12 protein-coding genes are annotated in these 14,243 nt (G+C 54.9%); 9 read left to right on the top strand and 3 right to left on the bottom strand.

Annotation, left to right across the window (positions count from 1 at the left end; genetic code table 11):
• Positions 1–18 precede the first annotated feature (18 nt).
• From CMR03_RS16110 to proY, 4 genes are all read left to right on the top strand, one after another.
• Positions 19–939: a PstS family phosphate ABC transporter substrate-binding protein gene (locus CMR03_RS16110; protein ID WP_096012014.1), complete on the top strand. Its 921-nt coding sequence runs from the start codon at positions 19–21 to the stop codon at positions 937–939.
• A gap of 371 nt (positions 940–1,310) precedes the next feature.
• On the top strand, positions 1,311–2,414 hold the full coding sequence (locus CMR03_RS16100) for a cobalamin-independent methionine synthase II family protein (RefSeq protein ID WP_063878615.1): 1,104 nt from the start codon (positions 1,311–1,313) through the stop codon (positions 2,412–2,414).
• Between the two features lie 390 nt (positions 2,415–2,804).
• Positions 2,805–4,124: a branched-chain amino acid transport system II carrier protein gene (brnQ, locus tag CMR03_RS16095; protein WP_096012012.1), complete on the top strand. Its 1,320-nt coding sequence runs from the start codon at positions 2,805–2,807 to the stop codon at positions 4,122–4,124.
• A 70-nt stretch (positions 4,125–4,194) separates the two neighbouring features.
• Positions 4,195–5,541: a proline-specific permease ProY gene (gene proY / locus CMR03_RS16090; protein ID WP_096012011.1), complete on the top strand. Its 1,347-nt coding sequence runs from the start codon at positions 4,195–4,197 to the stop codon at positions 5,539–5,541.
• 234 nt (positions 5,542–5,775) lie between these two features.
• Here the strand turns inward: proY and CMR03_RS16080 are convergent, their stop codons facing one another.
• From CMR03_RS16080 to CMR03_RS16070, 3 genes are all read right to left on the bottom strand, one after another.
• Complete coding sequence (locus CMR03_RS16080; protein ID WP_096012010.1) at positions 5,776–7,047, bottom strand: histidine-type phosphatase; 1,272 nt, start codon at positions 7,045–7,047, stop codon at positions 5,776–5,778.
• On the bottom strand, positions 7,047–7,859 hold the full coding sequence (locus CMR03_RS16075) for an inositol monophosphatase family protein (RefSeq protein ID WP_063878619.1): 813 nt from the start codon (positions 7,857–7,859) through the stop codon (positions 7,047–7,049). The genes CMR03_RS16080 and CMR03_RS16075 overlap by 1 nt, the downstream gene beginning before the upstream one ends.
• Positions 7,860–8,080: 221 nt before the next feature.
• Complete coding sequence (locus CMR03_RS16070; protein ID WP_096012009.1) at positions 8,081–8,662, bottom strand: ACP phosphodiesterase; 582 nt, start codon at positions 8,660–8,662, stop codon at positions 8,081–8,083.
• Positions 8,663–8,763: 101 nt separating this feature from the next.
• Here CMR03_RS16070 and queA point away from each other — a divergent pair, with 101 nt between their 5' ends.
• From queA to secF, 5 genes are read left to right on the top strand one after another with little or no spacing between them, the layout of a single operon-like run.
• Entirely contained in the window at positions 8,764–9,834 is a 1,071-nt protein-coding gene (queA, locus tag CMR03_RS16065; protein WP_096012008.1) for a tRNA preQ1(34) S-adenosylmethionine ribosyltransferase-isomerase QueA, read from the top strand.
• 44 nt (positions 9,835–9,878) lie between these two features.
• Complete coding sequence (gene tgt / locus CMR03_RS16060; RefSeq protein WP_096012007.1) at positions 9,879–11,027, top strand: tRNA guanosine(34) transglycosylase Tgt; 1,149 nt, start codon at positions 9,879–9,881, stop codon at positions 11,025–11,027.
• Positions 11,027–11,359: a preprotein translocase subunit YajC gene (yajC, locus tag CMR03_RS16055; RefSeq protein WP_006117993.1), complete on the top strand. Its 333-nt coding sequence runs from the start codon at positions 11,027–11,029 to the stop codon at positions 11,357–11,359. The genes tgt and yajC overlap by 1 nt, the downstream gene beginning before the upstream one ends.
• A 25-nt stretch (positions 11,360–11,384) precedes the next feature.
• Entirely contained in the window at positions 11,385–13,232 is a 1,848-nt protein-coding gene (gene secD, locus CMR03_RS16050) for a protein translocase subunit SecD (protein ID WP_096012006.1), read from the top strand.
• A gap of 10 nt (positions 13,233–13,242) precedes the next feature.
• Positions 13,243–14,211, top strand: a complete 969-nt coding sequence (gene secF, locus CMR03_RS16045) for a protein translocase subunit SecF (protein WP_063878624.1) — start codon at positions 13,243–13,245, stop codon at positions 14,209–14,211.
• Positions 14,212–14,243: the final 32 nt, after the last annotated feature.

The following is a 14,243-nucleotide window of genomic DNA, read 5'->3' as shown; positions in this document are numbered from 1 at the left end:
TGCTGACGGATCGGAACAATGCGCGCGCTTTTTTTGCTGCTCTTCTCTCTGTTGCCTGCCGTGGTGCAGGCGCAGCCTGTTATGCTTTCAGGCAATCTGAGCAGCGCAGGCTCGGACACGCTCGGCTACCTGATGACCTTATGGGGCGATGACTTTAGCCGTCAGTCGCCCGGCGTAAACGTCCAGGTCCAGGCATCGGGCTCGTCAACCGCGCCCACCGCGCTCACCGCCGGTAGCGTCCAGATTGGGGCCATGAGCCGGCCCATGCAGGCGGATGAGCGCCAGGCATTTGAGGCGCGATATGGTTATCCTCCGCTGGCAGTACCGGTTGCGATGGACGCGCTGGTGGTGGTGGTGAATCAGCGCAATCCGCTGCAGTCTGTCGATCCCCGCCAGCTTGATGCCCTGTTCTCTGTCACCCGTCTCTGTGGCGCGCAGCAGGTGCCTGAGCGCTGGGGCGATCTGGGCCTGCATCAGCCAGAGTGGCAGCAGCGTGCTATCCAGCGTTATGGCCGCAACTCGGCCTCCGGAACATGGGGATTCTTCAAGCAGCAGGCACTGTGCCAGGGCGATTTTCGCAACGACGTGGCGGAATTTCCCGGATCGGCGGCGGTGGTTCAGGCCGTCGCCGGCGATCTGCGCAGCATTGGCTATGCCAGTTTTGGTTTTCACCTGAGCGGAGTAAAACTGCTGCCGGTGATGACAAAAAGCGGTGAAGCGGTTGCTCCCGATCCGGATTCTATCCGCAGTGGTCGCTATCCCTGGGCGCGCCCGCTCTATCTGTATGTGAATAAAGCCCCCGGTAAGCCCTTGCCGCCGCTGTTAGCCGCTTTTTTACAACAGGTGCTGTCTAAAGCGGGCCAGCAGCGCGTGAGTGAAGCGGGTTATCTGCCGCTGTCTGAGACGCAAATGGCCGGGGCGCGTAAGGCTCTCCAGTAGGCTTTCCTGACTGTGCAGAACCCAAGGATCACCAGGCATCCTTGATAAAGAACATTCTACGTTTTAGCCGCGTACCCTGTGCGCGGGCTACATCCTGGCTATGCTGTTCAGCGTCCATAGCATCCACAGATTCCACAGCGTCAGTTGCGCCGGGTAATAATGCTGATGCGTAAAAGGACGACCGCAAAATCCACTCTTCTCGCCGCAACATGAATCTTTTTCATCCCCAGTGAATTTTTTTCGTTTGCGCAGAAGCAGGTCACATGACAATCTGCATTCAGACGTTTAGCCATCTGGAAGGCTAAAATTACATTGTGTAACTATTCCCGCCCGAAATTATCTACTGATCTGGCGGGTGATCAGGAGTCATTATGCAAAGACAAACCGCCCCGTTTCGTGCCGATACCGTTGGCAGCTTCCTTCGTCCCGTCGCCATTAAGCAGGCTCGTGAAAAATTTCATGCGGGCGAGATCAGCGCTGACGAACTGCGTGATGTTGAAAATGAAGCGATTCGTGACGTGGTGGCGAAGCAGCGTGAAAATGGCCTTCAGGTTGTTACCGACGGGGAATTTCGTCGTGGCTGGTGGCACTTTGACTTTTTCTACGGCCTGAAAGGTGTTGAACATTATGAAGCGGATCAGGGCATTCAGTTCAACGGCGTTCAGACCAAAGCGCACGGCGTAAAAATTACCGGCAAGCTGGGTTTTGATGGGCATCCAATGCTGGCGCATTTCCGCTTCCTGCAGAGCGTAGCGGGGGATGCGGTGGCAAAAATGACCATCCCCAGCCCAAGCGTGCTGCATTTCCGCGGCGGACGTAAAGTGATCGACGCAAAGGTTTACCCCGATCTGGATGTGTACTTTGACGATCTGGCGCAGACCTACAAAGAGGCGATTAAAGCCTTTTACGATGCAGGCTGTCGCTATTTACAACTGGACGATACCGTCTGGGCCTATCTCTGTTCAGAGGAGCAAAAGCGTGAGATCCGTGAGCGCGGCGACGATCCCGAGCAGTTGGCTCGCACCTATGCACGTGTACTGAACAAGGCGTTAGAAGGCAAACCGGCCGACCTGACCGTCGGTCTGCATGTGTGCCGTGGCAATTTCCGCTCGACCTGGATTTCTGAAGGGGGCTACGAGCCGGTGGCTGAAATCCTGTTCGGCTCTGTGAATGTGGATGCGTTTTTCCTTGAATATGACAATCACCGTTCTGGCGGCTTCGAACCGCTGCGTTTCATCAAGCCTGGCCACCAGAAGGCGGTGCTGGGTTTGATTACCACCAAGGTCGGTGAACTGGAAGACGCCGCGCAGGTAAAAGCGCGTTTACAGGAAGCGACACAGTACATCAGCCTCGACCAGATTTGCCTCAGCCCGCAGTGTGGATTTGCCTCAACGGAAGAGGGCAACAGCCTGACCGAAGAGCAACAGTGGCAGAAGATTCGTCTGGTAGTGGATGTCGCCAGCCAGGTGTGGTAAGCGCTGAATCTGTGCAACGTGGCGCAATACATGCGCCACTTGTGCACAAAAACCCGCATGTATGCTGATATTTCCCATCGCCTGTTTATTTTTAAAGCACATCATCTGATGCGCTTTCTGCGAATATTGATGTGATCCTCTGATATTGGTTTAAATTGCGAAATAAGCCTCTGGTTTTCCGATCCTGTATTGCCTTTCTCCGCTATAAACGTTTTACTTACCGCCGTTGTCGATTTATCCCTCTGTGAACAGAAAAAAAGCAGCTCAAATCACCTGCGCTAAACCAGACGCTACGCATAATGCGCTGTTATTGTCTGGCAAGTCGTCGTATTAACGCAGCGAGGGGACAACGCAAACTTATCTTTCATCGCAACATCAGTGACAGGCCGTATGACACATCGTTTAACCGTTAAAGACATTCTCGCGCTGGGCTTCATGACGTTTGCCCTGTTTGTTGGCGCGGGTAACATCATCTTTCCTCCCATGGTCGGTATTCAGTCAGGCGAACATGTCTGGGTGGCCGCTGTGGGCTTTCTGCTTACCGCCGTGGGCTTACCTGTTATCACCGTGATCGCCCTGGCGCGCGTCGGCGGCGGTATTGATGCGCTGAGCACGCCCATTGGCAAAGTCGCTGGCGTGGTGCTGGCAACGGTCTGCTACCTTGCGGTCGGGCCGCTTTTTGCCACGCCGCGCACCGCCACGGTCTCATTTGAGGTGGGCATTGCACCTATCACTGGCGATGGCCCGCTGCCGCTGTTTATCTACAGCCTGATTTACTTTGCGCTGGTGATGGTGATTTCCCTCTATCCGGGTAAATTGCTGGATACGGTCGGCCATTTTCTGGCCCCGCTAAAAATTGCAGCCCTGACGCTGCTGGGCGTCGCGGCTTTGCTGTGGCCGGCGGGCGGAACGATTCCCGCGACAGCGGACTATCAGCGCGCCGCATTTTCCAGTGGTTTTGTGAACGGCTATCTCACCATGGATACGCTGGGCGCGATGGTCTTCGGCATTGTCATCGTCAACGCGGCACGTTCGCGCGGCATTGATAACGCGGCGCTGTTAACCCGCTACACGGTTTTAGCTGGGGTGATCGCTGGCGTCGGTTTGACGCTGGTCTATCTCAGCCTGTTTAAACTGGGCGCGGGCAGCGGTGCGTTAGTGGATCAGAATGCCAACGGTGCGGCGATTCTGCATGCTTACGTCCAGCAGACCTTCGGTGACATGGGCAGCTTCTTCCTGGCCGCACTGATTTTCATTGCCTGTATGGTGACGGCTGTGGGCCTGACCTGTGCCTGCGCAGAGTTTTTTGCGCAATATCTGCCCTGGTCTTACAAAACGCTGGTCTTTGTACTGGGCCTGTTCTCGATGGTGGTGTCTAACCTGGGGCTGAGCCATCTGATTCAGATTTCCATTCCGGTGCTGACGGCCATTTATCCGCCGTGTATCGTGCTGGTCGTACTGAGTTTTACGCTGAACTGGTGGAACAAAAGTAGCCGTATCATCGCACCGACTATGCTGGTCAGCCTGCTATTTGGTATCCTTGACGCCATCAAAACCACCGGGTTTAAAGAGGCGTTACCCGCATTTAGCCAGCATCTGCCGTTAGCCGACCAGGGCCTTGCCTGGTTGCCGCCATCGCTGGTGATGTTGCTGGCTGTGGCGCTGGTCGATCGGTTGAAAGGGCCAGAGCAGGTGTCGGTTCACTCGTAACGGCTAAGATTGATTCTTCTTTAACCACGGGCTTGCCCGTGGTTTTTTCATTTCACAGGTACAGGTTGTTATGCAAGAAACCAACAAGCTCAAACGCGGACTGAGCACGCGCCACATCCGTTTTATGGCGCTGGGATCGGCGATTGGCACCGGGCTGTTTTACGGCTCGGCGGACGCCATCAAAATGGCAGGACCGAGCGTACTGCTTGCCTATATCATTGGCGGCGCGGTGGCGTACATCATCATGCGCGCGCTGGGTGAGATGTCGGTCAACAACCCGCAGGCCAGCTCGTTTTCCCGCTATGCGCAGGATTATCTTGGTCCGCTGGCGGGCTACATCACCGGCTGGACCTACTGCTTTGAAATTCTGATCGTGGCTATCGCGGACGTAACGGCGTTCGGTATCTATATGGGCGTCTGGTTTCCGGAGGTCCCGCACTGGATCTGGGTGCTCAGCGTGGTGCTGATCATCGGCGCGGTCAATTTAATGAGCGTGAAGGTGTTTGGTGAAGTGGAGTTTTGGTTCTCCTTCTTCAAGGTCGCCACCATCGTTGTGATGATCCTGGCCGGGTTTGGCATGATCATCTGGGGGATAGGCAACGGTGGCCAGCCCACCGGCATTCATAACCTGTGGACCAATGGCGGCTTTTTTGCGCACGGTCTCGTGGGAATGTTGCTGTCGCTGCAGATGGTGATGTTTGCCTACGGTGGCATTGAAATCATCGGTATCACGGCGGGTGAAGCCAACGATCCGGCCATCTCTATCCCGCGCGCTATCAACTCCGTCCCGATGCGTATTCTGGTTTTTTATGTGGGTACGCTGTTTGTCATTATGTCGATTTATCCCTGGAATCAGGTGGGCACCAACGGCAGCCCGTTTGTTCTGACATTCCAGCATATGGGGATTGCGGCGGCAGCGTCTATCCTGAACTTTGTGGTGCTGACCGCCTCGCTGTCGGCGATCAACAGCGATGTGTTTGGCGTGGGACGTATGCTGCATGGCATGGCACAGCAGGGCCATGCACCCAAAATGTTTATGAAGGTCTCTTCGCGCGGTATTCCCTGGGTGACGGTGGTGGTGATGATGTTTGCCATGCTGATTGCGGTGTACCTCAACTACCTGATGCCAGAAAAAGTCTTCCTGGTTATCGCCTCGCTGGCGACTTTTGCCACCGTCTGGGTTTGGATCATGATTCTGCTGTCACAGATGGCGTTTCGACGCAAGATCGGCAAAGCCGCCGCCCGTGGGTTAACCTTTGCGCTGCCTGGCGGAAGCTGGACAGCAGGCTTTGGCGTGGCATTTCTGTGTTTTATTATTGGCCTGATCGGCTACTTCCCGGACACCCGCATTTCACTGTATGTCGGGATGGTATGGATTGTGGTACTGCTGCTGGGCTATAAGCTGGTGCGTAAATAACGCGGTTGATTTGTCCCAGCCCGGATATCAACGGGTTGGGGCAAAACAGGATTGGCGGTAAGGCAAAATAAAATCGGCGAAATGACTCGCCGAAAACAGATATGGCAAATGAAACAAATAGAGGGATGATTGACGAAATCATGCTAATGCAAAACGCGCCGCCATTAAATAAGTTGCCGTAAAATAAGACAAAGGCCAGCGCTACGCCCGGCGAAACCGTCCGGGCCGCGTGGGTTATCCGTCCGAAGACGGCAATATCATGCTGACCGGAACGCGCGCGCTGTTATCTGTCTGCTTACCCAACTGCGTAATGGCCGCCTGTAACGGGCAAAGCGTTCCGACCGCTGTGATTTTGCATCCGGGTTGCCGCCATTCCTGACGCAACAGGGGATGGCTGTCGCTCACCGGTTGCAACTGACGCAGGCCATCCAGACTTTGTGCCTGAAAATAGAGGCGTAGATAGCGCTGATGCGTATTTCGGTCCCGCCAGCGTTCCAGCACCAGGCCGCTTCCTGGTGGAATATTGCCGCGCGTATAGCCGGGCAGTTGCCATTCAAATCCCATTAAGCGGCGCACCATCGCAATGTTGGTGTCATGTGCCACCAGAAGCAGCCAGCGCACGTCGGGATCATTACCTTTAATAGCCTCAAGCATCTGGGACAGCAGCAGGGAACCGTGACGTTGTGCCATGTAGAGCACATCATTGCTGAGATCATAATTGGCTGTCAGCAGCGGGAGCAGGGCGGTGATCTGTTGGGCGGACGTAATGTGCCCCCAGGCCAGCTTCGCGAACGGTAAATTTTCGCTGTAACCCAGCCGCAGTGTCTCGACCATGGCGGCCATGGCGCTTAAGCCTTCAACATAAACGCTGCCGCTTTTTGTCTGTTTGAACTGCCAGGGGCGATCGAAAAACGGACAATCGCTGCTGGCCGGACATACCGACTGTTTAAGCAGCGCAATCGCAGGCTGAAGCTGCTGCTGACGTTGGGCTAAATCGCCCGCCACGCGATGTTTTGCCGCCAGTTCGCGCTGCGGATCGGTCTGGGCAAAGGGGAGCTTTTCCGTCTGAAACAGCGGATCGACATCGCCCTTAACGGTATGAACCGCCACACCACAGCCGGGAAAGGCACCGTCCACCAGCGCCTCGGCGGTAGCGTGCGTTCGCTGCAGCGGGCTGGCGCGCACGTAGAGCGCTGTCGCATCAGGGCAACCCGCGTTGAGTAAACCCAACTGGCGATAGTGCTTCCCTTCCCAGCGTGCTTTATTCACCACCGCGCTGTAGCCATGGCCCGTCAGTTCACCGTCTGCCGTGCTCCAGACGTACCATGGCTGCTGGCTTGCCGCTTCAATCTCTTTACGATTACCGGGCGTCGGCGGACGTACCCCGTGTCGGCTCAGTTCTACCACTTTCTCAAGTTGGTATTCCGGGGCCGCGTGCAGCGGCCCCGCCAACAACCACAACGCGCAGAGCGCAATTAAGCGCCGGGGAACATGGGCAGGCATCATCAATCCTCAATTTCATGCGTCGCAAGCAGCGCTTTAATTTGCGGATAGATTACCGCATTCGCCAGCAAAACAGGATTGCCCTTTTTCAGACCGTCGTTGCGCAGATAATCGTTGGTCACGCCGCCGGCCTCACGCATTAACACGATGCCGGGCAGGCTGTCCCAGGGATGCATATGTGCTTCATAATAGCCAATCAGACGGCCTGCGGCGGCCCAGGCACTGGTTAAAGCCCCGGAGCCGATGCGAATAAACATCCCACCTTCCCTGAGCAGGGCATCGATGAGCTGCGTCACTTTTTCACCGGGAACACGGCTGGAGTTACTGATCCCCAGCAGGCCTTCATTGAGGTGCCGGGCTTTATGCACTTCGAGCCGGGTCTCGTTGAGCCAGGCGCCGTTTCCTTTGCGGGCGTGAAACAGCTCGTGATGATTGGGATCGCAAATCACGCCAACGACCGGCTCGCCATCGCACACAATCGCCAGCGAGACGCACCAGTTATGCAGGCCGTTAACAAAGCAGGCTGTGCCATCAATGGGATCGATCACCCATACAATACGGGCACCTTGCGTGTCACCGCCGCTCTCCTCGCCTAAAACGGCATCATCTGGATAACGTTCTGAGATCAATGATTTAATTAATTCTTCAACGTTGCGGTCAGCTTCACTGACCACATCCTGAAGATCCCTTTTATGTTCCACCACCAGTTTTTGACGCTGTTGATACCATGACCAGGCGCGGCTTGCCGCCGCACGGGCGATTTCGCAGGCGTAATGATAGCGCGCGTCAATTTCAGAATGCGAAGCGGATGACATGTTTCCCTCTTATGATTTTAAACCATATCGGATAAAGGAAGCGCCTGAACAGGCGGTCTGACAGTGAGAGCAACGTAAATCATAGTTAAGCAAGGCTTATTAAGCCGCAGACCGGAAGTAATGGCAATACGGCTGTATGACTGACTGCGCGCTTTTTCAGCGTTACAGGTTGATGGTGCAATGAAAAGCGCTCACAAACCCGATGTAAAAAGGAGGGGAGGTTATAGCTGCTGCTCGACAGCCAGGGTCATCAGGCGCGGATAAAACTGGAAAAAGCAGGCTTCAAACGCAGCATAATGCGCCCTAAAGTCGTGGTAAGAGTCGCGCAGAGCGGCCAGTTTTGGCCGACGGCTCGCCATCCCGTTCAGCACCCGTTCAAGACGCTGTGGATCAGCGTAATGCTCGAACCAGCGTTCACGCCACATCACCGCATTGAGGGCTTTAAATTCGTCAGGCGTGGCCGCCAGTTGCGGAAGGATTTCGCTTTCGGCTTTGGCGGTAAATTGTTGCAACGTGTGTGCCTGATGAAAGCGATCCCAGTGGCGCGCCAGAAAATGGTCCCAGATAACATCCAGGGTAATGGGCGCGACACGGTAGGTTTCAGCCCGAAACCGCTGACGCGCCTCTCGCACTTCCGGCAAGGCATCGGTCATAACATCCAGGCGACGATGCATCAGAATGCCGTCGGCCACCGGTTTGGGCCAGTGTTGATGCGGCGCACCGCGAACGAAATCCGCCATCAGATTGCCGAGTAGCGAGCTGTCTGCAAGATGGGCTAAGTGAAGATGAGCAAGAAAATTCATGCGCCATTATAAGCGCAACTCGCTTTGCGCAGCCAGTTGTTCAGAATTGAGCGATTTTCCGCTAAACTGTGCCGCCTGTTTTTCTGAGTAAGAAGTCTGTCATGCGTGTCGCCGATTTTGCTTTTGAATTGCCCGAATCCCTTATCGCCCATTATCCCCAGGCGCAGCGTAGCGGTTGCCGCTTACTGTCGCTGGACGGTACAAGTGGTGCACTGAGCCATGGCGTGTTTACCGATGTGCTGGACAAGCTGCAACCTGGCGATCTGCTGGTGTTTAACAACACGCGCGTGATCCCGGCCCGGGTGTTTGGTCGCAAGGCAAGCGGCGGTAAAATCGAAATGCTGGTTGAGCGCATGCTTGATGACAAGCGCGTGCTGGCACACGTGAGGGCGTCCAAAGCGCCAAAGCCTGGCGCAGCGCTGCTGCTGGGCGACGATGAAAGCGTTAACGCCACGATGGTCGCGCGCCACGATGCTCTGTTTGAGATTGCGTTCGAGGACGATCGGGCCGTTCTGGACATCCTCAACAGCGTAGGCCATATGCCGCTGCCGCCGTATATTGATCGTCCCGATGAAGAGGCCGATCGCGAGCTTTACCAGACGGTATACAGCGCCCGCCCGGGGGCCGTCGCGGCCCCGACCGCCGGTCTGCACTTTGATGAACCCCTGATTCAGGCGCTGAAAGACAAAGGCGTTGAAATGGCCTTTGTTACCCTGCACGTTGGGGCAGGGACGTTCCAGCCGGTGCGCGTAGAAACGATTGAAGAACACCATATGCACGCCGAATATGCGGAAGTTCCGCAGGAGGTTGTGGATGCGGTGCTGGCCTGTAAAGCCCGTGGCAACAAGGTCGTCGCGGTGGGGACAACCTCAGTACGCTCGCTGGAAAGTGCAGCCAAAGCCAGCCAGGATGCGCTGATTGCGCCGTTCTTCGATGACACCCAAATCTTTATCTATCCGGGCTATGAGTATCAGGTGATTGATGCGTTGATCACCAATTTCCATCTGCCCGAATCGACGTTGATCATGCTGGTATCGGCCTTTGCCGGTTATCAGCACACCATGGCTGCTTATCGTGCGGCGGTGGCGGAAGAATACCGTTTCTTCAGCTACGGCGACGCGATGTTTATCAGCAAAAACCCACAGGCTCCGCAGGAAAAAGTGGGTGCCTGATCTGTTTAATTTGAACATCGGACTGTTTCTCCGATGGAGGTCTTGTGAAATTTGAACTTGATACCACAGACGGTCGCGCGCGTCGCGGTCGTCTGATTTTCGATCGTGGCGTGGTGGAAACCCCGGCGTTTATGCCCGTGGGTACCTATGGCACCGTGAAGGGCATGACGCCGGAAGAAGTGCAGGAAACCGGCGCGCAAATTATTCTGGGCAACACTTTCCACCTCTGGCTGCGTCCCGGCCAGGAAATCATGAAGCTGCACGGTGATTTGCATGATTTTATGCAGTGGAAAGGCCCGATACTGACCGATTCTGGCGGCTTCCAGGTGTTTAGCCTGGGCGACATTCGTAAGATCACCGAAGCCGGTGTTCATTTCCGCAATCCGATCAACGGTGACGCGATTTTCCTCGATCCGGAAAAATCGATGGAGATCCAGTACGACCTGGGATCAGACATCGTGATGATCTTCGATGAGTGCACGCCGTACCCGGCAGACTGGGATTATGCCAAGCGCTCTATGGAGATGTCTTTGCGCTGGGCGCAACGCAGTCGTAACCGTTTTGACAGCCTGGGGAACAAAAATGCGCTGTTTGGCATTATTCAGGGCTCGGTTTACGAAGATTTACGTGATGTCTCTGTGAAAGGTCTGGTAGAGATTGGCTTTGATGGGTACGCTGTGGGCGGCCTGGCGGTCGGTGAGCCTAAAGAGGATATGCACCGTATCCTTGAGCATGTTTGCCCGCAGATTCCCGAGGACAAACCCCGTTACCTGATGGGCGTCGGTAAACCTGAAGATCTGGTTGAAGGCGTGCGTCGCGGCGTGGATATGTTTGACTGCGTCATGCCAACGCGTAATGCGCGTAACGGCCACTTATTTGTGACCGATGGCGTGGTAAAAATTCGCAATGCGAAGCATAAAGACGATGTTTCGCCGCTGGATGCGGAGTGTGATTGTTACACCTGTCGCAATTACAGCCGTGCGTACTTGCATCATCTTGATCGCTGTAACGAAATACTGGGCGCACGTCTGAACACGATTCATAACCTGCGCTATTACCAGCGTTTGATGGCGGGTTTACGCCAGGCTATCGAAGAGGGTAAATTAGAGCGCTTTGTTAGCGAGTTCTACCAACGGACGGGCAAAGCGGTTCCGCCTTTAACGTCTGATAATTCATCAATGAGGGAAATTTAATGAGCTTTTTCATTTCTGACGCTGTGGCTGCAGCAGGCGCACCGTCTCAGGGAAGTCCGTATTCTCTGGTGATCATGCTGGTCGTCTTTGGCCTGATCTTTTACTTCATGATCCTGCGCCCGCAGCAGAAGCGTGCAAAAGAGCACAAGAAGCTGATGGATTCTATCTCCAAAGGTGATGAAGTCCTGACGAACGGTGGCCTGGTGGGTCGCGTAACAAAAGTGGCAGAAACCGGCTACATTGCTATTGCGCTGAACGACACTACTGAAGTGGTTATCAAACGTGATTTCGTGGCTGCCGTCCTGCCGAAAGGTTCTATGAAGGCGCTGTAATTTTTACTTCCCTAAGGGAACTGCCGTGTTAAATCGTTATCCTTTGTGGAAGTACATAATGCTGGTCGTGGTGCTTGTCATTGGCCTGGTGTATGCACTTCCCAACCTTTATGGTGAGGATCCGGCTGTTCAGATCACTGGCGCGCGCGGAAGCGCCGCCAGTGAGCAAACGTTGGATCAAATTCAGAACGTATTAAAACAAGACAATATTCAAACTAAGTCTGTTGCCCTGGAAAATGGCGCGATCACTGCGCGTTTTGCCAATACGGATGTGCAACTGCGCGCCCGTGAAGCGATCATGAAAGCGCTGGGCGAAAACTATGTGGTTGCCCTGAACCTCGCACCGGCAACGCCGCGCTGGCTGGCTCTGCTGGCGGCACAGCCAATGAAGCTTGGCCTCGATCTGCGTGGTGGTGTGCACTTCCTGATGGAAGTGGATATGGATACTGCCCTGAGCAAACTGCAAGAGCAGAATGCTGACAGCCTGCGCAGCGACCTGCGCGAAAAAAATATTCCCTATACCAACGTCAACAAGATTGCTAACTACGGCGTGGAAATTCGTTTCCGTGATGCTGCCAGCCGCGATGCTGCGGTGAAGTGGTTGTCATCCCGTCATCAGGATCTGGTCATCAACAGCAGCGGCGATGATTCGCTGCGTGCCACCATGACCGATGCGCGTCTCAGCGAAGCACGTGAATACGCTGTTCAACAGAACATCACTATTCTGCGTAACCGTGTCAACCAACTGGGCGTCGCTGAACCCCTGGTACAGCGTCAGGGTTCTGACCGCATCGTGGTTGAACTGCCAGGTATTCAGGACACCGCACGTGCCAAAGAGATTTTGGGCGCGACAGCGACGCTGGAATTCCGTCTGGTTAACACCAGCGTGGACCCAAGCGCCGCCGCCAGTGGCCGCGTACCGGGCGACTCGGAAGTGAAAGACACGCGCGACGGACGCCCTGTGGTGCTCTATAAGCGTGTCATCCTGACGGGGGACCATATTACCGACTCCACATCCAGCATGGATGAGTACAACCAGCCTCAGGTGAACATTTCACTGGACGGCGCGGGCGGTAATATTATGTCTAACTTCACCAAGGACAACATCGGTAAGCCGATGGCGACCCTTTTTGTGGAGTACAAAGACAGCGGTAAGAAAGATGCTAACGGTCGAGCCATTCTGGTGAAACAGGAAGAGGTGATTAACGTCGCCAATATCCAGTCGCGCCTTGGCAACAGCTTCCGTATTACCGGTATCGGCAACCCGAACGAAGCACGTCAGCTGTCGCTGCTGCTGCGCGCTGGTGCGCTGATTGCGCCTATCCAGATTGTGGAAGAGCGTACCATCGGTCCAACCATGGGTCAGCAGAACATTACTCAGGGTCTGGAAGCCTGCCTGTGGGGCCTGGTCGCCTCTATCCTGTTTATGGTGCTGTACTACAAGAAAGTGGGCCTGATTGCCACCAGCGCGCTGCTGGCAAACCTGGTGCTGATTGTCGGTATTATGTCCCTGTTACCGGGTGCGACGCTGACGATGCCAGGCATTGCCGGTATCGTCCTGACGCTGGCGGTGGCAGTCGATGCTAACGTACTGATTAATGAACGTATTAAAGAAGAACTGCGCAACGGGCGTTCCGTACAGCAGGCAATCCATGAGGGCTATAAAGGCGCCTTCTCCAGTATTGTCGATGCTAACGTAACCACCCTGATCAAAGTGGTGATTCTGTATGCGGTGGGTACGGGGTCCATTAAGGGCTTTGCGATTACAACGGCTATTGGTATCGCGACCTCAATGTTCACATCGATTGTCGGTACCCGCGCCATCATTAACCTGATGTACGGTGGCAAGCGCGTCAAAAAGCTGTCTATCTGAGGAGTGCGTTGTGGCACAGGAATATAACATTGAGCAGTTAAACCACGGCCGTAAAGTCGTCGACTTTATGCGCTGGGATACGCTGGCATTTATTATTTCGGGATTGTTAATCATCATCTCGATTGCCATTGTTGGCGTACGTGGCTTTAACTGGGGTCTCGATTTCACCGGCGGTACGGTGATTGAGATCAACCTGGAGAAACCTGCCGATCTCGACACGATTCGTGGCGAGCTGGTTAAGGCCGGTTTCCAGGAGCCGCTGATCCAGAACTTTGGCAGCAGCCGTGACGTGATGGTGCGTATGCCACCAGTTACTGGCCCTGCAGGCACCGAGTTAGGTAATAAAGTGGTGACGGTAATTAACCAGACCACGCAGCAAAACGCGACGGTAAAACGTATCGAGTTTGTTGGACCCAGCGTAGGCAGCGATCTGGCGCAGGCCGGTGCGTTAGCTTTGATGTCGGCACTGATTGCGATTCTGATCTATATCGGTATTCGCTTTGAGTGGCGTCTGGCGCTGGGGACGGTGCTGGCACTGGCACATGACGTGATCATCACCTGTGGCCTGCTGTCGCTGTTCCGGGTGGAGATCGACCTCACCATTGTGGCCTCGCTGATGTCGGTTATCGGTTATTCGCTTAACGATAAAATCGTGGTGTCGGACCGTATTCGTGAGAATTTCCGCAAGATCCGCCGCGGGTCCTCTTACGATATTACCAACGTGTCCCTGACCCAGACCTTGAGCCGTACCTTGATCACCTCGCTGACGACGTTGGCGATGATCCTGATTCTGTTCATCTTTGGTGGTGCGCTGCTGAAAGGCTTCTCGCTGACCATGCTGATCGGTGTCACTATTGGTACGATTTCATCGATTTACGTCTCTTCAGCGCTGGCGCTGAAGCTGGGCATGAAACGCGAACACATGCTGGTGCAGAAAGTCGAGAAAGAGGGCGCAGACCAGCCTTCCATCCTGCCGTAATAATCTGTGCATCATGGAAAAGCCGCCAGCGC

This window comes from Pantoea allii (assembly GCF_002307475.1).
GTDB lineage: Bacteria > Pseudomonadota > Gammaproteobacteria > Enterobacterales > Enterobacteriaceae > Pantoea > Pantoea allii.
The sequence above is the reverse complement of the archived record's forward strand: the minus strand, read 5'-3'. Positions and strand labels throughout refer to the sequence as shown.